Here is a 21960-nt window from a genome sequence, read left to right on the forward strand (position 1 = left end):
ATGCCGCGAACGCTGGCTCAAGCAACTTGGCTAGCGGCCGCATTCCAGGCCGTCCAGCCGCTTGGCGAGCGGGATAAGGCGCGTAACCGCCGAATAGCCAGCCCCGAGCGCGAGCTGAGTTTTGCCCTACGATCAAAGCGGCGTTGTATAACCATCAAACAGATGGCGAGTTTGCTGGAAATAGCCTAAATGAGGACTAAGGGCTACATTAAGTGCAGTCCAGTTTCGGTTGTTCTACAAAGGCTGACGTCGATTACGGCACTGAGAACCAGTTCTTTCAAGGTACTCAAAAGCAACCTTGTAAATCAAGCAGTTACGCAAGATCTCACTACCTAAAGCACAGTAGCAGAACAAAGAAAATCAATAGTTTGCAAGAAAACACCTTGAAAGGGTTGGCACTGAGAACTGGTGCGGCTTGTTCTGGGCGTGCTCAACAGTAAGCTTTTAGAGGCGCCCCAAAGGAGAGAAGAGAACAGTGGATAGTCGAATTAGGGTTCTGCACCGGAAAATACAACGGGAAGAAATCAGTGTCGAAGAAGCTGCCAGAGAATTCGAAAAGATCAGGGCCAGCTATCGTCGCGACGGAGCGGAGCGGGTGATCCAGGCGCCGCCGGCGACCGAGCCCCCAATCGCAGCTGCTGTCTACCACTACGATGAACCCTATCTTAGGGATCACCAGTTCAATAAGCGGCGGATCTTGCTGGGGCTGACCTATGCCAGTCTAGCGCTGGAACATGGCTTGGGCCAACTCGCCGATGGCGAGGCATTGCAGTTAAAAAAGCTGACGTTTGCCGCCCCGATAGCGCTGGCTGAAGGCGAGCAGCTTGAGGTGGCGATTCGCACACCCCATCGTGAGGGGCCGGTCTTCGAGGCGGTATGCCGCAATTCTCCGTTGGCGCCCTGGCGTCCTATGGCCAGCGGTGAGTTGTCGGCGGTCACCGCGCGGCGGCGGCAGGTGGATCCAGCCAAACTCATGGCTGGCATGACGGCGGTGGAGCCGCTGGCGTCAATCTACCAGATCAGCGAGCAAATCCACATCGGCGACAGCTACCGAACCCTGGAGGCGCTCTACCAGCGGCAGAATGGTGGCGAAGCGCTGTCCCGGGTTGCGCTGGCCGCATCTGAGACGGCGGGCTCCCGCCATTACAGCTTGCATCCGTTGTTGATCAACAGCGCCTTTCTAACCGTAATCCCGCTGCTGACCGGGGAACAGCTCGACAGCAATTTCATTCCCTTTGGTATCAAATCGTTGATCCTCCATCGCAGCCAGGTCCCGGCAACGGGCTGGATCAGCACCAGGCTGGTAAAAAATTCCGGCGAGCTGGTGTTGTTTGACGCAGAGCTGTACAGCGACGATGGCGCGCTGATTGCGGAGTTCAGCGCTTGCTCGCTGAAGCGGGTTCGGGATAGCCGCCTGGTTGACGGCGAAAGGCAGCGTGATAGCGAGATCCCTTGCAGTAGCGAAGGGATCGAAGAGTACCTGTTGGCGCAGTTGCAAGCCCTCGGCGCAAGCCAGATCGGTAAAAAGCAGCGCTACCGCAACCTGATGGACCTGGGACTGGAGTCAGTGCAGTTGGTCAACTTGGCGGGGCGGATCGCAAGCGCCGCAGCGATCGAGTTGGGGCCGACAGTGTTTTTTGAATACCCGAGTATTGCCGAGCTGGCGACCTTTTTATGGCAAGAGTACAGAGCTGCTTTTACGCCGTTGGTGGCCGGGCGGAGCGAGACGACCGACGCTACACCGGTGGTTGAAACCTCCGCCGCGGCCGAGCCTGCCGCCTGCCGTCCGGGCGGGGCCTTCATTGATAGCGACCGTCAGCAGGATATTGCAATCATCGGTATGCAAGGACGATTCGGTGAAGCCGACGATCTTGATCTCTTCTGGCGGAATATTTGGCAGGGGCGCGAGCTGATCAAGGAGGTGCCGGCGGATCACTGGGACGTTGCGCCCTGGTTCGATGCCGATCCCGAAGCGCATGACAAAACCTATTCCAAGTGGGGCAGTTTTATCGACGACATCGATAAGTTCGACGCCGACTTTTTTCATATGTCCCGTCGCGAAGCCCAGTGGATGGATCCTCAGGTGCGGCTGTTGCTCCAGAGCGCCTACGCCACCGCCGAGAATGCTGGGGTGATCAAGCAATTGCGCGGCACTCATACCGGTGTGTTTATTGGTTCCTGCTTCAACGAGTATGTCGACAAGATCACCGAGTTGGGCCTGCCGATGGATCCTTATATCGCCACCGGCAGCGGGACGATCGCCGCCAACCGGATTTCCTTCTGGTTCGACTTCAAAGGGCCGAGCCTGATGTTCAATACGGCCTGCTCGTCGTCACTGGTGGCGTTGCACGCCGCCTGTGTTTCGTTACGGAACGGCGAGTGCGAGATGGCCTTTGTCGGCGGCAGCAACTTACTGCTGTCATCCTGGCACTACCGGTATTTTTCGACAATCCGGGCGCTGTCGCCGACTGGCCGCTGTCACACCTTTGACGCACGAGCCGACGGTTACGTGCCGGGCGAATGCGTGGCAACGCTGTTGCTTAAGCCACTGGCGAAGGCGCTGGCTGACGGCGATCCGATCCATGGAGTGATCAAGGGTTCGGCGGCGCTGCATGGTGGTTACACGCCTTCGTTGACCTCGCCGAGCGTGGCCGGAGAGGAAAACGTGATAGTGCACGCCTGGCAGAATGCCGGCATCGATCCCCGTAGCCTGAGTTATATCGAGGCCCATGGCACCGGCACCAAGCTCGGCGACCCGATCGAGATCAATGCACTCAAGCGAGCCTTTGCACGCTATACCGACGACTGTGGTTTTTGCCACATCGGTTCGGTTAAAGCCAATATCGGCCATGCTGAGGGCGCGGCCGGCATAGCCGGGGTGCTTAAGGTGCTACAGCAGATGAAACACCATCAGTTGCCAGCGTTGGGCCATTTTAAACAACAGAATCCCCATATCAAGCTCGAAGACTCGCCGCTGGTAATCGACAGAGAGGGATGCGATTGGCCGGATCAAATCGCACCGCGACGGGCCGGCGTCAGTTCCTTTGGTTTCTCCGGCACAAACGCCCATGTTGTGCTGGAAGAGTATCGCGAGCAGCGTGAGTTCGCCACACACCAAGGCGAGATGGTGCTGGCTCCGTTGTCGGCGCGTAATGAACAACGATTGCAAGAACAGGCGGTGCGATTACTGGAGCACCTTACGCAACAAACGCCAGATCTTGCCGCTTTGGCTTACACGCTGCAAACCGGCCGGGAGGCGATGGCGACGCGGGCCATTTTCATGGCCGACAGCCATGAGCAGTTACAACAACAACTGCAAGCCTTGATCGCCGGGGAACCGGGTGTTGACTTTGGGGTGGCCAGCATGACGGCCGAAGAGGCTCTGGCCGCCGGCGATACGCGGCAACTGGCGGCGCTGTGGCTCGCTGGCGCTGAAGAGGAAGAAGAATTCGACTGGGCGCGTCTCTATGGCGAGGGACCACATCCAGCGCGAATCGGCCTACCGGGTTATGCCTTCGCCAGGGAACGATACTGGCTGGAAGCGTCAACGGCAACTGCCAGACAAAGAGAAACGGCGGTTGCCGAAACGACAGTGGCAACCTATACGGAGCAATGGCGGGAGGTCGATGAACTGGAGCCGGGCGCTCAGATAGAACGGTTGATCTGCCTGCTGGGCGAACCTCGCCTGCGGCAACAGCTGGTCCGGGAGATTCATGCGCTGAGTCCGCAAACCAAGCTGGTATTTATTGCTGCCGATAACAGCAATGGACGCGATGATGACGGCCATTACCGGATAGCAGCTGACGACCCGCAGCAATTACAAGAAGGCTTGCAACAGGCGCTATCCGCCTACGGCGAAAGCCGGGTACTCTATCTGTGGAGCATGGATGATCGTCGATGGATCAGCGACAACAGCGCGATTGTCGCACTGCTCAAGGCAATGGCCGCTACAGCGGCCCCAATCGACCGATTATTGCTGGCTGGCCGGGCCGGCGACGCGCTCGAGCGCTGTTACCTCGAATCCTGGATCGGCATCGAACGCTCTCTCGACGCAATCATAGCCCATTGCCCTGTCGAGGTGGCGATCGATTTGCCGGAAAGTACCGGCGACGACAGCCGCTGGCTGCGCCGCTTGTGGCTGCAACTCAGCGGCGAGGCGGCGGGCAGCAGGTTATACCAAGGCGAGCGGGCGTTCCAGCCGATGCTGACGCCAACCCACGCAGACCCAGCCGTCGAGCCCCTGGCGCTGGAGCAGATGAATACCCTGCTGGTCACGGGTGGGCTTGGCAAGTTGGGATTGCTGCTGGCCCGCGAGCTTTCGAGCCGGGCGAAACGACGCAGCGACGGTAAACTCAACCTGATCCTCAACGGCCGTTCGCCGCTGTCGGCGACCAAACAGGCGCGACTCGACAACCTGCGCCATGACAAATGCAGGATTTTCTATCTGCAGGCTGATTGCGCAGATCGCCAGGCGATGGCCGCTGCGCTGGCGGAGGTGCTGCCGCAGAGCGGACCGATCGATGGGGTGATCCACGCAGCCGGCCTCAAAGCTCGGGGCAGCCTGTTTGACAATTCACAAGCTGATTGCGACGCGGTGCTGAACGCCAAGGTCAAGGCCACGCTTGTGCTGGATGAATTGCTGGCGGAGCAACCGCTGGCGTTGATCTGTTATTTCTCCTCCAGCTCAGCGATGCTCGGTGATATGGGGGCGTGCAGTTACGCGATGGCCAACCGATTCCAGCAGGCCTATGGGCTTTATGTGCAAGCCGGGCGTGCCCAGCGGGTAGTGACGATCAACTGGCCACTGTGGCGCAATGGCGGCATGGCGGTGGGCGAGCAGGAATCGACCGGATTCTATCTTAAGTCCAGTGGTCAGCGAATGTTGGAAAGTGTTGAAGGCCTGACGTTGCTGAGGCAGATCATCGCCAGCGACGCTAATCAGATGCTGGTGTTGGCGGGCGAGCCGGAGAGATTGCAGCAACTGGTGGCCAAGATCAACTATCCCGCGGAGAAAGCAAGGGCTAAAACAATTGCGGCGAACCCCATGACCAACCGGCCGCGAAGCCGCCCCGAACTCAAAGGGCTGAGCTTGGAGCAGTCTCTGCTATGGGATCTGCGGGATCTGGCAAGCCGGCCTCTCAATGCCGAACGGCATACTCTCGGCGAAGACACCAACCTGGCGGACTTCGGTTTTGATTCCATCAGCTTGGCGGAATACGCCGGGCTGCTGAGTCGCCACTTTAGTCTCAAGTTGACCCCAGAACTGTTTTTTAGCCACTCGACCCTTGCGAAAGTCGCCGTCTATTTGCTGGCGCAGCACCGGCAAGCGGTTGAGGCCTATTACCGCAGTGAAGTGATAAATGCTACTGATCAGTCGCCAATGCCGGCTACTGGAGTTGCGTCAATGTCAGACGCCAGCACGATCGCGATCATCGGGATCAGTGGCCGCTTCCCCGGTGCCCGCAATACCGATGAACTTTGGCGATTGCTGGTCGAGGGTCGCGACATGGTGAGTGAAATTCCAGCTGATCGCTACGATTGGCGCGATTATTACGGCGACCCCCGCGAGGATCCCGGCAAGACCACCTGTATTTGGATGGGCAGCGTGCCGGGAATCGGCGAGTTTGATCCGATGTTTTTCGAGATCTCGCCCCGCGAGGCAAAAACATTGGATCCAAGGCAGCGGCTGTTGTTGCAGGAGTCTTGGAACGCGCTGGAAGATGCCGGCGTCGGCCCGCGTCACCTTGAAGCGCAGCGGATTGGTATGTTTGTCGGCGTTGAGGAGGGCGACTTCCAGCGGCTGGCCAGCGAAGAGAGCCTGACTTCGGGCCATAACGGTATCCTAGCTTCGCGGCTAGCCTATTTTCTCAACCTCACCGGGCCGACCATGGCGATCAACACCGCCTGCTCGTCGGCGCTGGTGGCGCTGCACCAGGCGGCGTTGAGCCTGCGTAATAACGAATGCGAGATGGCGATCGTCGCCGGAGTCAACCTGATCTTCTCGCCGGACGCCTTTATCGGCATGACCCAGGCAGGGATGCTATCGCCGGACGGTAAGTGTTTCACCTTCGATCGGCGGGCCAATGGAATGGTGCCGGGAGAGGCTGTGTGCTGCGTGGTGCTTAAGGCGCTGGCCTGGGCAGAGGCCGAGGGCGACCGGATCTACGGCGTGTTGCGAGGCAGCGGCATCAACTACGACGGCAAGACTAACGGCATTACTGCGCCGAGTGGCGTCTCTCAGCAGCGCTTGTTGGAGGATGTCTACCGACGCGCGGGGATCAACACCGAAACCGTGGAATATATCGTTACCCACGGCACTGGCACCCAACTGGGGGATCCGGTAGAGATTAACGCGCTCAACGACGCGTTCCGAGGCAACAAGCCAGGCCATTGCGCACTGACCTCGACCAAGACCAATTTCGGCCATACCTTTGCCGCTTCGGGTCTGGTTAGCGTGATCAGCCTATTGCTGGCGTTCCGCCACGAAACCATCCCGGCCAGCCTGCACTGCGAGCAGGAAAATGACTATATCCGGTGGCGACAGAGCCCGTTTTACGTCAACAAGACCAACAAGGCCTGGCCAAGGGCAGGCCGCGACAGCGAGCGGCTAGGGGCTGTCAGCGCATTCGGCATGAGCGGCACCAACGCTCACGTAGTGCTGGAAAGCTACAGCTGCGAGGGCGACTCCTCGCCATTCCGACGGCCCTGCTACCTGCTTGTGTTGTCAGCCAAAACCGCTGAGGCGCTGAGGGAAAAAGTCGAACAACTGAGCGCTGCGCTGGAGCAGGGCGGTTACCGCGATAATCAGCTGCCGTCGATAAGCTATACCCTGCTGGAAGGACGGCACCAGTTCCGCCATCGTCTGGCGCTAGTAGCGGCGGATCTGGAAGAGGCACTTTACAGTCTTCAGCAATATCTGGCCGGCGAAAGACGTCCCAACCTGTTTGCCGGCAAGGTAGATCGCGAATTTTCCGCCCAGAAAACTACCGGGCGTTATATCAATCAGTTGCTGGACGACAGTTGCAACGCTGGGGAGGGCGAAATCAGGGAGCTGTTGTTTGGTCTGGCAGACTTTTATCGCCAGGGTTACGACATCGACGGCCGGCGACTGTTTGTGGCGGCGCAGCAAGGTGCTCATGTGGTGCCGTCGCGTTTGCCGCTGCCGGGTTATCCCTTCGCCCGCGAGCACCATTGGCCTGAAATTCGCCGGCGTCGTCAACAGCCTGCGTCCCTTGCCAGCCAGAGCATGGATCGGCTGCACCCGCTGGTGCATCGCAATATTTCGACTCTGGCGATGCAGCGTTTTGTCAGCAGCTTCAACGGTCGCGAGACCTTTCTGGCCGATCACCGTATCGGTGATCAGCTAATCTTCCCCGGCATCGCCTACCTCGAACTGGCCCGTGAGGCGATCGTCAGGGCCAGCGAGCTGCCACCGCAGCAAGTCACGCTACAGAACATGGTGTGGCTGCGGCCGCTGGCCTTTTCAGTCGCCGGTGGCAATAGCGAGGTCGAGTTGTACTGCGAGTTGGCCGTAAACAGCAACGACAGCCTGTCATTCAAGATTTACAGCCTAAACGGCGGGACGGAGCAACTGCACGCTCAGGGCGACGCGCAGCTGGCGGCCATCGCCGCACTGCCGCCGCAAGCGGTCGACCTGTCGAGGCTGGCCACTCGTTGTAACCTCGGTGAGCGAAGCCATGACTCGCTGTACCGCGACTTCGAGACAATGGGAGTCCGTTACGGCGTGACATTCCGCGCTGGTAGGCAAATCCGCATCGGCCGGGACTTGGTGATCGGCCAGTTGTCTGGCGAGGCGCTTGATCCCGGGATGGATGGCGTTCTACTGCCGCCGGGACTGCTCGACAGCGCACTTCATATCGCGACCTCGTTGGGGACTTGGCGACAAGGTGCCGTCGCACCGGTACTGCCTTTTGCCCTGGAAAGCCTGCGACTGTACGGTTCAGTGGAACAGGCGTTGAAAACCGGCCCACTGACTGTGATTGCTGCTTACAGTGAAGGTCAGGTTGGCAGCGCAGTCGAGAAGATCGACCTGCAGATCTGCAACGACGCAGGCGAATGCCTAGTCCAACTGGATGGCTTTAGCTCGCGCAAGATTGGCGGCGAACTGCAATCGGTCCAGGCGGAGGTAATGACGGAGAGTGACAAGGCACTCAGTAGCTTGATCTGTACGCCGCTTTGGCAACCCCTCGACAGCCCTGGCGAATTGCTGCCGGCTGACGCCAAGCTACAGTTGCTTCTGCTTGGACTGCCCGAAGCGGTGGTTGACGGGGTACGTGGGCAGTTTGGCAATCGGGTAAGCATACTACCGGGCGCGCCTGGCGAAAATGGCGCCGCGACTTACCGAGCGGCGGCACTGTCGCTGTTCGAGTGCTTACAGCAGCTGGTCGGCGGTAATTCCAGCGGTTATCTGCAGCTCTTTGTTGGTCAAGGCCAAGACGATCTGCGTTTGACTGCGCTGGATGCGATGCTGAAAACCGCGATGATCGAAAATTGCGAGTTGAAGGCCCGCCTAGTGGCAGCTGATCCAGAAATGGGCGATGAGGCGATGATCCGGGTGATAGGCGAGCAGAGTCGCTACCACAGTAACGAACTGGTGCGGATCTTCGCCAGCGGCAGCCTGTACGGCAGGCAGTGGCGTGGGCTGGACCCGAGACCAGCGCAACAAAATGAGGCTATGCCGTTCCGCAACGGCGGTACTTATGCGATCACCGGCGGTGCCGGTGGCCTCGCCTTGATCTTCGCTGAACAGATCGTCGGTAGTTGTCGCAACCCGGTGCTTTACCTAGCGGGGCGTTCAGCTGTAACCCAGCAGTTGAAACAAAAAATCGATCGGCTACAGGGGCTCGGCGCCCAAGTTCACTACCAAGCGCTGGACGTCAGTAACGCAGCGGCTGTTAGGCAGTGGATCGATAGAATCTACGCCGAGCAGGGCTCGCTGCACGGGGTGATCCACAGCGCGGGAGTGATCCGCGACAGTATGATCATCAATAAGTCCGCCAGCGAGTTTGAACAGGTGCTGGCGCCAAAGGTGGCCGGTATCGAAGCGCTGGATCAGGCTATCAACGAGCGGCCACTAGACTTCCTAGTATGTTGTTCGTCTCAGGCGGCGATGGGTAATCTTGGTCAGGCAGACTACGCCGCAGCCAATGCCTACATGGACGCTTTTATGCACTACCGCCAAAATCTGGCCGCCGGCGGCAAGCGCAAGGGGCGTTCGTTGAGCATCAACTGGCCGCTGTGGCGCGATGGTGGTATGAGATTGACTTCGGTGATCGAGCGGCAGATGCGACAGCAGTTTGGCATAGCGCCGATGCCGGTCGAGGTCGGCATCAAAAGCCTGCAGCAACTGTTGACCGGTTCGGTCAGCGCTCAAGGTTGGGTAATTTATGGCGAGTCGTCACGGTTGGCGACCATCGGCCACCTGGCGAACGCTAAACTGCAGATCCTCGCTAAGCCGGCATCGGGCCGGGCACCTGGAAAGACGAGCATCAGCGATAGCGAACTGAAAAAGCGGATTGAGGCTTTTGTCAGCCAGGTTATCGCCAAGGTGACCCAGATTGATGCAGCAAAAATCCATCCGGCAGAGAAATTCGAGGTCTATGGCTTTGATTCCATCATGGCGGTGGGCGTGACCAATGAGTTGGAAAAACACCTCGGCTCGCTGCCCAAAACCCTGCTGTTCGAGCATGTCAATATTGCCGGCATAGTCGAGCATTTCGCGGTGAAATACCGCGACAATTTTGTCGCAATGTTTGATAGTGGCGAACATCAGCCGGCGACTGCGCCTGGCATTCAAGCGATCCCAACCGGACAAGCCCCCGCTGAACCTGCATCGGCGCAGCCATTGCCGCTTAATCGTTTCGCCGCCGTCAACTTCAACGCCAACGGCCCGGCAGCGCCGAAAACTGTCCCCCTTGCGCCCGGTGAGCGGATCGAGGACAGCGAGCTGGATAACTATGTCGCAGTGATCGGTATTGGCGGTTATTACCCCAGGGCGGACAATATAGATGAGCTTTGGTGGAATCTGGCCAACGGTATCGATTGCATGAGCGATTTCCCCGAAGAGCGCTGGGACCACAGCAAGGTGTATTACAGGAACCGCGAAGTACTGGGCAAGACCACCTGCATAAACGGCTCTTTTATTGAGGACGTTGATAAGTTCGACTACAGCTATTTCAAAATGCCTAAGGTCTACGCCGACCATATGTCGCCGGAAGTCAGGCTGTTCCTCCAGGCGGCGGTGCATACCTTTGAAGACGCCGGTTATTCCAAAGAGACCATGCTGAACCATTATGACGGCGATGTTGGCGTGTTGCTTGGCACCATGAGCAACGATTACCACTACTATGGTTTCGAGAGCAACTTATTCCGCGGCTCGATGGCTTCCGGATCGGGTATGGCGACCATTCCGATGACCGTGTCCTATTTCTACGGCCTGACGGGACCGAGCCTGTTTATCGACACCATGTGTTCGTCGTCTTCGACCTGCATCCACACCGCCTGTCAGATGCTTAAACATGACGAGACCAAGATGGTGCTGGCCGGCGGCATCAATCTGATATACCACCCCTATACCATGGTGAATACTTCCCAGGGCAACTTTACATCGATCACCTCAAGGTCGGTCAACAGCTACGGGGTCGGCGCTGACGGTACGGTGATCGGCGAAGGGGTTGGTGCGGTACTGCTCAAGCGGTTGGATCGAGCGATTGCCGACCGAGATCAGATCTACGGTGTAATCAAGGGCTCGGCGATTACTAACGCCGGTGAGCGTAATGGCTTCAACGTGCCCAACCCGGATTTGCAAACTCTGGCGATCCGCCAAGCGATGGATCAGGCCAAAGTGCACCCATCCTCGATCTCCTATATCGAGGGCCATGGTTCGGGCACTAAGCTGGGGGATCCGATCGAGGTGCTGGGGCTGAATAACGCGTTCCGCTGGGCTACCGACGACAAGCAGTTCTGTTATCTTGGTTCGATCAAGTCGAATATTGGCCACCTGCTGGCAGCGTCGGGCATTGCCGGCTTGACCAAGATCTTGTTGCAGCTCAAGCATAGGCAGATCGCGCCGTCGATCCATTCGGGCCAGCTCAACCAAGATATCGACTTTATCGATACGCCATTCGTAGTGCCGCAGCAGTTGATGGAATGGCGTCAGCCGGAGCGGATCATCAACGGCCGCAAGCAGGTATTCCCGCGCCGGGCGGGCCTCACTTCGATTGCTGCCGGTGGCATGAACGCCCACATGATCGTCGAGGAATACCCAGTGCCGGCGGACAGCGCCGGGCACATCCCAGATGATCACTTGACGTTTGTCTTCTCGGTGCACAAGCTGGCGGTGCTGGAGGAGAACCTGACAAGCTTCAGGGATTGGCTGGCGAGCAGCGAGGTGCCGCTGACGCAGATCGCCTATACCCTGCAGGTGGGCAAAAACAACCTACGCAACCGGCTGGCGATCCGCTGTTGCAGCCGGCAAGCGCTACTGGACGCTCTGGGCGATTGTATTGAGGGGCGTTATAGCTCCGACGCGGACAGCAAGATCTACTACCGCTTCAAGGAAAACGACGCAGCGCAGCCGCTGGACCGAGACTCAGACGATCTGTTGGCGCCCTTGCTGGCCCAGTGGCTGGACGGCGATAACCAAGTCGATTGGGCCAGCCTGTATGTCCAACTGCCGATACGGATCAGCCTGCCGGTTTACCGTTTCGAGAAAATACGCTGCTGGTACACCGAGGAAGGTTACGAGTCGTCGATCCTCAACCCGCTGATGTTCAGAAACAAGCTGCATCCACTGGTAGCAGAGAATTGCTCAATTCTGCAGCCAGGGACGATGTTCCGCACCAATTTCGTCGAAGCGGAGCTGCTCGACTACCTTTATAACAGAAGGGGTGGTCGGCACTTCAGCTCTTTCAACTTTGCCGATGTAGCGCTGGCAATACCAGCGTTGGTGTCGCGGTTTGAGGGTTGCACGCTGTCGGTGTCCTGCGCCTTTGAATACTATATCGCCGACTGGACGACGGTGACCGGGCTGGAGTACCGGCTGCTCGAAATTGACAGCGGGCAGCTAGAGCTGGAGTTCGATTTCCGTCGCAACGATGAACGGCTCGCCAACCTGGGTTTTGCAGTGATTAACCCGCTGACCGGCGACGAGCCGCAACTACCGCAGCAGTTGCTGGACAATGCCAACGAGCTGTTCAATCGCCACAAGCTGCAAATGGGCCGCCAGTTGACTGCCGCCGAGGTTAGTCAGCGACTGGCGCAGGCTGGTTATGATTTTGCCCCCTACCTCGACAACGAGGGCGAACTGACGATCGGCCACAGCGGCTTGTTGCTGGAGGGACGGCCGCCGGTTAACCGCCACAATCATTACGCCGACAACCTTCAACTGTCGCCCTACCTGGCAACGACCATCGATAAAGCGTGTTACCTGTTACTGGATGAGCTGGGGCTGCAGCAAGGCCGGGTCATAGTGCGCAATATCGAGCAGCTTTGCTGCTACGACATACCAGCAGGCCGCTTTTCGGTGATCCTCTCGGAGATTGGGCTGAGCGATGACGAGCTGTCGCTCAGCTTATTGGTGCTCGATAGGCAGGCGCAGATCTGCGTCAAAGCGGACAGAGTAAGCCTGCATCTCGAAGAGCAGGAGCTGACGAGAATCAATCGCGATCATTACTTGCTGGCCAAGGCAGTCGCAGCAGCCAATATACCGGCAGCTGTTATCGCTCGGCCGCTGCTTGAGCCGACGGGCCAGCCTGCCGCAGCCAGGGTGGAAGAGCAGGGCGCTGAGCCGCGGGCCGACGATAGCGGACCCGGTCTCGGCGAACGAATCCTTGCTTTTATCCAACAAGAGCTGCGGGACAAGCTGGGTTTTGCGGCACAGGAGATTGGTGAGTCGACCCAGGTGCATGATCTGGGGCTGGATTCAATTATGGTACTGCAACTGACCGATAGCGTGAACAAACGCTTCGGTACAAAACTGATGCCTGATTTGTTTTATGAAAAACAGCAGCTTGGCAAGCTGGTCGCAAGTCTGGAAGTCATCTAAAGGCGATTGACTGGATCTGAGGCTTTGGCCCGGCAAGCAATACCGCCAGGCGAACCAGGACGGTAAAGGCATTCGGAACAATGAAAAAAACAACTGCAAACAGTTCAAATGATATCCCCCTACCCAACCAGCGGCGCACCGGCCAATGGCAGGCGGCGCAGCAACGGACCCAGAGGCAGATCGGCGATAGCGTAGAAAGTAACGCCAGATCGCAACCGGAGGCCGGCAAGGTGGCGATTGTCGGTTTTTCCGGACGATTTCCCGGCGCCAACAATACCGAGGAATTTTGGCGGCTGTTGGTGGAGGGGCGCTCGGAAATCAGCGAGTTCCCTTATTGGGATCTGCCGGGCATTGCCGAACGCCGTCACCTGCGGGAAGAGTTTGCTTGCCTGGGCGGTTTTATCAAGGATCCAATAGCATTCGACGCCGATTTCTTCAAGATCTCCATTCGCGAAGCCGAGGCGATGGATCCTCAGCACCGTGTGGTGCTGGAGCAGACCTGGGCAGCCTTTGAAGACGCGGGGATCTGCCCGCAAAGCCTGCGCGGCAGCGATACCGGGGTTTATATCGGCATATCCTCCGCCGACTATAACGGCCTGTTGGCCCGCTCGGCGGGCAGCGCTCACGACGCCACCGGCAACGCCCACTCGATCATCGCTAACCGCATTTCTTACCTGTTCGATTTTCACGGCCCCAGCGCGCCGATCGATACAGCCTGCTCAAGTTCGCTGGTGGCGGTGCACAAGGCGGCGCAGTCTATCCTTAACGGCGACTGCGTGGTGGCGGTCGTCGGCGGAGTCAATCTCTGTTTTGAACCTATGGTATTTATCGGTGCCGCCAAGGCGGGCATGCTGAGCCCCGAGGGACGTTGCAAAACCTTTTCCGCCGATGCCGACGGCTATGTGCGGGGCGAAGGCGTAGGGGTGTTAATCCTCAAGGACTACCGGCAAGCGCTGGCCGATGGCGACAATATTGTGGCGACCATTATCGGCTCGGCGGAAAACCATGGCGGACACGCTAATTCGCTGACCGCGCCTAATCCCAGGGCCCAGGCCGATCTGATCAAACAGGCCTGCCGGGGTATCGACATCAACAGCATAGGTTATATCGAGGTCCACGGCACAGGCACCCGCCTGGGGGATCCGATCGAGATCAGCGGGCTTAAGCAGGCCTTTGCCGAGCTGGGCGGCAGCGGCGAGCGGCGTTGTTACCTCGGCTCGGTGAAAACCAATATCGGCCATCTCGAATCCGCTGCCGGCATTGCTGGGGTGATCAAGACATTGCTGACCCTCAAGCATGGTTATCTGCCCAAGAGCCTGCACAGCGAGCAGTTCAATCCCTATATCAATCTAGCCGGCAGCCCGTTCGAGGTGTTGCAGGAAGGGCGAGAGTGGCCGCAGCAGCCCGATAGTCGCGGCGAAACTCCGCCCCGTCGCGCCGGCGTCAGTTCGTTCGGTTTTGGCGGCGCCAATGCCCACGTGGTGCTGGAGGCGGCTGAGCCTCCGGCCGGCGTTACTGCGCAAGGGAGCGCTGCGACGATCTTTCCGCTCTCGGCAAGGACCCCCGAAGCGCTCAAGTCACGGGTTGAACAATTAATCGGCTTTATAGAATGGCAGCCTCGGCTTGTGTTGCCGGATTTGGCCGCCAGCTTGCAACTGGGCCGCGAGGCGATGGAATACCGGTTGGCGATAGCAGCGGAAAGTCGAGGCAGCCTGCTGTTCCAGCTTGAACACTACCTTGCCAGCAGCGACGGCCAGGGTGGTGAACCTGCCAGCGACATAGCGGCGGGCGAGGCGCTCCGGGCGCTGCAACAACAGGATCGCGACACCTTACTAGCGTTATGGCGCCGGGGTGAAACCGTCGACTGGCAACAGTTTTATCAAGATGGCCGCGCGCGGCGAATCCCGCTGCCAACCTATCCATTCAGCCGTGAAGTTTACTGGATCAGCGATGCTCCGGCGATCAAGCGCGTTGGCGAACCGGTGCTACACCCTCTAGTGCAGCGCAATACCTCGGACCTGGCAGGACAACGTTTCAGCAGCCGATTTGATGGCAATGAATTCTTTTTTGACGAACACCGAGTCAACGGCCTGAAGATCCTGCCTGGGGTGGCCTACCTGGAAATGGCCAGAGCTGCGATCGAGCTGTCGCTCGCCGGCGATGAGGCGCTGGTCCGGTTGAAGAATATCGCCTGGCAGCAACCGATGCGCCATGATGGTGGCGAGCTGGCAATCGATATCGAGCTGGCGGAGCAAGACAATGGCGAGATCCAGTTCGAGATTCTCGGCGCTACCGCCGATGGCCCAAGCTATTGTCACGGCGTGGCATTGGTCGGCGCCGCCGAGACCATACCGCAGCTGGATCTGCCAGCAATTACCGCCGCCACCATGGAGCAACGATTGGAGCCACAGCAGTGCTACCAGATCTTCGGCGAGATGGGACTGGACTATGGCGACCACTTCCGTGGGATCAGCGAATTGCAGATTGGTAATGGCCAAGTGCTAGCCAAATTGACGTTGCCTTGCAAGCCTGCCGAAGCAGGTGACCGTGGCGAGCCGCTGCGTCTGCCTCCCGGCCTGCTCGACTCGGCGTTGCAGGCGGCGTTGGGGCTGGCGTTGCTGGATCCGGCTCAGCCGGACTCCAGTCGGCAGCCACTGGCACCCTTTGCGCTAGACGGGGTAATTTTCGGTGACCTGAACCTACTCAGCAATCATTGCCATGCTTGGGTGCGTTATGCTGCTAATCACCAACAGGGACGGATCAACAAGTTGGATGTGGATCTCTGCGACGCCCAGGGTAGGGTGGCGCTGCGTCTGCTAGGCTTTTCGTCAAGAAGACTCAATAGCGGCCAGGCTAAATCGCTGACAATGACACCGGTCTGGAGGGATAAAGAGCCGCGCCAGGACGGTGAGCGACGTTATAGCCGGCAATTGATCCTGTTGGCGGGTAATCAACAAATTGCACTGGACAAACTGGCGGACCGCTGCCGGGAGCTGGCAACGGAGGATCGGCAGATCAACATCGAGCGATTGCCTGCCGTTGCTGATGATCCAGCCGTCGCGCTGCAATCCTTAGCCGGCTTTCTGCTTGGCTATCTGAAAGAATGTCGGTCGGACAGCTTAGTGCAGTTGGTCCTGTCTGAGCCTGATAATGGACTACAACTAATCGCCCCAGTCTTCACCTCGCTGCAGGCTTTGCTAAAGACCGCCAAAAACGAAGGGCTGATCGCTGCCGCTCAGTCAATCGAGATGGCTGGGATTAACTCACCGGAGTTGTTGGCGGAGCTGTTGATCAAAAATAGCCGTCAGGATGATGAGCGGGTTCGTTACCAGGGCGGTCTCGGGACCAGGCATCAGCGCCAGGTGGCGTCCTGGCGGAAAATTGCGTTGGCCGCCACCGGAATCGCGCCATGGCGCGCCGGCGGGATTTACCTGCTGACCGGCGGCGTAGGCGGTCTAGGGTTGTTGTTGGCCGAAACCATTGCCCGGGAAGCGCGTGGCGCCAAGTTGATCCTGGTCAACCGCTCAGCCGGCCAGCTGTCGCCTAAAACTGCCGGGCGGATCGCTAATATCAAAGCGCTGGGCACTGAGGTGCGGCTTGAGGCGCTGGATGTGGCCGATCGGACCGCTGTCGACGAGCTGATCGTACGATGCGAGCGGGAGCTTGGCGGTATCAATGGGATCTTCCATTGCGCTGGTCTTATTCGGGACAGCCTGCTCAACAACAAGAGCAAGGCCGATCTGGCGGCGGTGCTGACTCCCAAGGTGGCGGGAGCCCTGAATCTGGATCGGGCCAGCGCCCACTTGGCGCTGGACTGCTTTGTATTGTTCTCGTCGGTTTCCGCGGTGATCGGCAATCCCGGCCAGGGCGACTATGCGCTGGCCAACGCCTTTATGGACGAGTTTGCCGGCTGGCGTAACCGCCAGATAACCACGGGCCGCCGCCATGGCCGCACGGTGGCGGTTAACTGGCCGTTGTGGCGTAACGGCGGTATGCAGATCGATCCTCAACGCGAGCAACTGATGGTTGAGCAGACCGGCATCCAGCCTTTGAGTGATCACGGCGGCCTAGAGCTGCTACGCCGGGCGCTTACCAATGCCAACGTGCCTGAGCGATTGATGGTTCTGGAAGGGGATACAGCCAAGATCAAGGCGTTTATCGCTGGTCAGTGCCATGAGCCGGTAGCGGTTATGTTTGATGAGCCGGAAGCAGCTGAGCAGCCTGCCGCGCCGATGGCGCGAGCCCCGGTCGAAGAGTTTCCGCCAGCGGTAAGCGTCAATAGCGAGTCAGCGGACGGCGATCTGACCGGGCCGGCGATTCGCCATTTCAAGCAACTGCTGTCGAAAACACTCAGGCGGCCTATGGAAAAAATCGCCAACGACGGCTCCTTCGAGCGATACGGGGTTGACTCAATTATTCTCGCAGAGCTAACCGCCAAACTGGAACAGAGTTTTGGCTCGCTACCCAATACCCTGTTATACGAATATCAGACGGTGCGCGAACTGAGCGAGTACTTTATCAAAAATCACCGCAATGCGTTGCAGCGGCTGGTGCTTAGCGAACCGGCTAATCGGCGGACGACCGCTAATAACGTAGAGAAGGTAAAGGTAGAGGGTGCGGAGCAGCTATCCCAGCGCAAGCGTCGCCACCGAACTACACAGCGAGACACATTGTCAGTGGCCAGCCAAAACCGCGAACTGGCGATCGTCGGCCTAAGCGGGCGCTACCCCGGCGCCGAAGATTTGGAGACGTTTTGGCGCAGGCTGGCCGGCGGCGAAGACCTAATTAGCGAAGTGCCCACGGAGCGCTGGGACCATCAGGCTTATTTTGATGAACAACGCGACCGTTTTGACAAAACCTATTGCAAATGGGGCGGTTTTCTCGACGGGATCGAGGACTTTGACCCGCTGTTTTTCAACCTATCGCCCCGGGAAGCGGAAATCATCAACCCCAACGACCGGCTGTTCCTCGAAACTTGCTGGAACCTATTGGAAAGCGCCGGGATCACCAGGCAACGGTTGAAACAGCAGTATCGCCAGCAGGTTGGGGTGTTTGTCGGTGTGATGTACCAACAGTATCAAGCATTTGAGGCAGATCTCGTCAGGGAGTCGCTGGTGTCGGTGGCCTCCTACAGCGCGATTGCCAACCGGGTATCTTATTTCTTTGATTTTCAGGGGCCGAGCTTGGCGATAGACACTATGTGCTCATCATCAATCTCAGCGATCCATGCCGCTAGCGAGGCTCTACACAACGGCGACTGTCGGCTGGCTATCGCCGGCGGCGTCAACCTGACGCTGCATCCGAAAAAATATATCGGCCTGAGTATCGGTAAGGTGCTCGGCAGCCACATCAGCAGCCGCAGCTTTGCCGATGGCGACGGTTACCTGCCGGCGGAGGGGGTCGGCGCGGTTTTGCTTAAGACTCTGACCGACGCCGAACGCGATGGAGATCAAATCCTCGCGGTGATCAAGTCGACCGCCACCAACCATGGTGGCCATACCCATGGCTTTTCGGTGCCCAACGCCAAGGCGCAGGCGGCGCTGATCGACAGCAATTTCAAGCGAGCGGGGATTGATCCGCGCACCATCAGTTATGTCGAGTCGGCGGCCAACGGTTCAGCGATGGGCGACGCCATTGAGCTGAGTGCGCTGAATCAGATCTTCAGCCAAGCCGGCGTTGTCAATCAATCCTGTGCAATCGGCTCGGTCAAGTCGAATATCGGCCATGCCGAGGCGGCTTCGGGCATGTCCCAGCTCAGCAAGCTGGTATTACAACTGCAACACCGACAGCTGGCACCGTCTCTGTTGCTCGGCCCGCTTAATCCCAAGCTGAACTTTGGCAACTCCCCTTTTGTGCTGCAACGCGAGCTGGGCGATTGGCTCCAGCCAGTGATCGAGATAGACGGAATTAGCCGACAATGTCCACGCCGGGCGTCCCTCAGCGCCTTTGGCGCCGGCGGCTCCAATGCCCACCTGATCATCGAGGAATACCAGAGGCATGAGGAAACGGCGGCTGATGTGGCGCAGGTCGAGGACGGCGTTCTCTATATCGTGCCGATGTCGGCGAAAAGCGCCGGCTCGTTACACCAGGGTATGGCGAGGCTGGCACGCCATCTTGATACCTATCCAAATTTACGACTCAACGATCTCGCCTACACCTTGCAAAATGGCCGCGAGGCGATGGAGTGGCGGCTGGCATTATTGGTAAAAAGTATTGATGAATTACGTAATGTGCTGGCCGAGATCCTGCGGACGTTAGACCAGGGCGAGGGGATGGCCGAGCTAGAAAAACTCAATTTGCCGTTGTTCTTTGGCAATATTGATGAGGTGCCTACAGCAATTACCAGCCTATTATCCGGTCCTGGCGCAAGTGCGCTGAGCAGCAGCCTGATCGCTGCCGATGAGCGACAACAACTGGCGCTGTTCTGGACCCAGGGCGGTGAAATTCCCTGGAACAAGCTAGCGGAAAACACTTCCGCTGATTATAGCGTAAGAATCGTCTCGTTGCCTACCTATGCGTTCGATAAGAAACGCTGCTGGCTGGAGCAATCAAACACTCCAAAGGCGCTGCGTGACGATGCCATGGCAGCCAGCACTACACAACAGGCCCAAGATAGTATGCCGGCGAATGTAATTTATTATCATGGCAACAACGAAGAAACCGTCGTCGAACATGGCCTGCGCCTCTTAGCTGGTTTGCTGGGTATGCAACCGAAGGAATTGTCGCCGTCTAAGCCCCTCAGCGTCTACGGGGCCGACTCCATCGTGATGGTCCAGTTGGCGATGCAGCTGCAAGCGGAAATTGATCCTGGGTTAGCATTAGTCGAAATCCAGCAGTGCGTCACCATTCACGACTTGCTTGAACTACTGACCGAGCGCAGTAAACGTGAAGGTTCCAAAGGGCGAGTGCTACCACTAGAAATCAGCGAGCTCTTCGCCAGTTCGACGGCGCGCTTCCTGGAGCTGCAGCGACTCAATACTGTGGACCATGGCCGACCGATCTTCTGGTTCCATGGAGCCTTGGGCAGCAGTGAGATATACCGAGAACTGGCCCAGCACATCGACCGGCCGTTTTTCGGGCTTCAGGCCAGGGGATGGTTGAGCAACCGCCGCCCGCTCCAGGGGATTCAGGCGATGGCGGCCTATTATGTCCAGGTGATTCAGTCGGTGCAGTCCCATGGCCCCTACGATCTCGGCGGCTATTCGCTGGGTGGCATGCTGGCCTATGAGGTGACTCGGCAGTTACAGGAGCTGGGGGAAGCCGTAACGACTCTGGTGATGCTGGACTCGCCGGACGTCACTGGTGAGCGCACTGCCAAGTTGGCCGATAAAACCCGATTGTTGCAGACAGTAAATATGTCCCTGCAGATGACTATCGGCGAGACGCCCGAACGTTTTGCCGAGGTGTTGATCCACCGGGATGAGATCGATCTATCGTTATCGCAACAGGAATACTTGCAACGACTGACGGCGCTGGCGCGGCAGCGGGGCCTGAAGATAAACGACGACCGTTTGCAGCAGATGATGGAGCAAGTGACGCAGATCCAGCAGGCCTACCAAGTGGAGCATTATCGGATCTTACCATTGCTGAAGGCCGGGGAAGTCGCCTGTTATTACTTCCACAATGCCGGCGGCTTGTGGATGGGAGAATTGGAGCCTTATTTCTCCACTGACAGCCAAGAGTTTGCTGCTTTTAATCACGCCAACTATTGGCAAGAGTGGCAACGGCAATTGCCAAACTTCGAGATGATTGAGGTGACCTCATCTAACCATATGACGTTGTTGACCGAACCTGGGGTGTTTGAGGTGATCTCGGAATTCTGCGCGTCGCTGTATGCTGAAAAGTTGGCGGAGGATGCAGTTGGATAACTTTCCAGAGCTGCTTGAATCTCTCCGCCAGAGAGCCTGAAAGGGCTAGGCGGATTTTTTAAGACGCCATAGCTTGTACACTAGGTGGCCGTTTTTATAGGCTTTAACGCCGCTGTCGTCAAAGAAATGGAACATGGTGTCGAATGCATGGCACACCTCGGGCGGCAGCGAGCTATTCTGCTGCTTTTTCTCAGTCACCAATGTCTTGAGTAGGTGTTTCAGATGACCCTGTTCGCTTTCAAAAGCCCTGACCACTCCTTCGGAGATATCTAGATGATCCTCCACGTTAAAGCTGGCGTGGAGGATCATTGCCTGATGCTGCTCTAGCACATTGGTGAAAAAGTCCACTCCGATCCTATCCTGCTCGGACATTGCACTGTTATTTGCACCTTTCATGGTATCGGCATAAAAAAACAAGCCTTCTTTTTTCAGCACCCGCCGCACCTCTTCACCAAACCTATTAAGATCTGGGTAAGAGTGGGACGACTCGATATTGATAACCACATCAAACTCTTCATCGGCAAATTGCAGAGCCATCGCGTCACCGTAGATGAAAGAAAGCCCGTCAAGACGATGCACCCGATCGCAGAACTCGATATGCGCTGGGCAGAAGTCCAGCCCGGTCACCGATGCGGCGCCGGTATACCTGGCAAGATAGGAACAGTTACCCCCCCTTCCTGAACCGATCTCAAGGATCTTTTTACCGCGCAGATCAGCATCGCCCAAAAGGGTTCGGATCAGATTTGCCGAGCATTTCTGCTCAAGATCCTCCTCGTTGATCCAGTCAAAGTTGCTGTCTTCTTCCAAGTAGCCATAATTCAGAAAGGTTAGACGTTTATCGGGAAACATTTGGGTCATCATGTCATACCATTGGCTGATCGGGGATACGTTTCCTTCTACTTGAGTCATCATTTTTGCCTCGTTGTTAAAGAATTGTTGCTGAGTAATCCCCAGAAATTTTCCCTTAAAATCAGTTAGATAAGGCTTGAAGAGGCCTGCATGGACGGGCACGTTGGTTGTCGCCAA

At 57.9% G+C, this 21960-nt stretch carries 3 protein-coding genes; 2 read left to right on the forward strand and 1 reads right to left on the reverse strand.

What is annotated here, in order from left to right:
- The first annotated feature begins 475 nt into the window (after positions 1-475).
- Both ACGI6K_RS22815 and ACGI6K_RS22820 read left to right on the forward strand, forming a co-directional pair.
- A complete protein-coding gene (locus tag ACGI6K_RS22815; RefSeq protein WP_376948899.1) occupies positions 476-13066 on the forward strand; it encodes an SDR family NAD(P)-dependent oxidoreductase in 12591 nt (4196 codons plus the stop codon).
- 80 nt (positions 13067-13146) lie between these two features.
- Positions 13147-20934, forward strand: a complete 7788-nt coding sequence (locus ACGI6K_RS22820) for an SDR family NAD(P)-dependent oxidoreductase (RefSeq protein ID WP_376948901.1) — start codon at positions 13147-13149, stop codon at positions 20932-20934.
- Positions 20935-20979: 45 nt separating this feature from the next.
- Here the strand turns inward: ACGI6K_RS22820 and ACGI6K_RS22825 are convergent, their stop codons facing one another.
- Entirely contained in the window at positions 20980-21960 is a 981-nt protein-coding gene (locus ACGI6K_RS22825; protein ID WP_376948903.1) for a class I SAM-dependent methyltransferase, read from the reverse strand.

Source organism: Azorhizophilus paspali (assembly GCF_043587585.2).
Taxonomy (GTDB): domain Bacteria; phylum Pseudomonadota; class Gammaproteobacteria; order Pseudomonadales; family Pseudomonadaceae; genus Azotobacter; species Azotobacter paspali.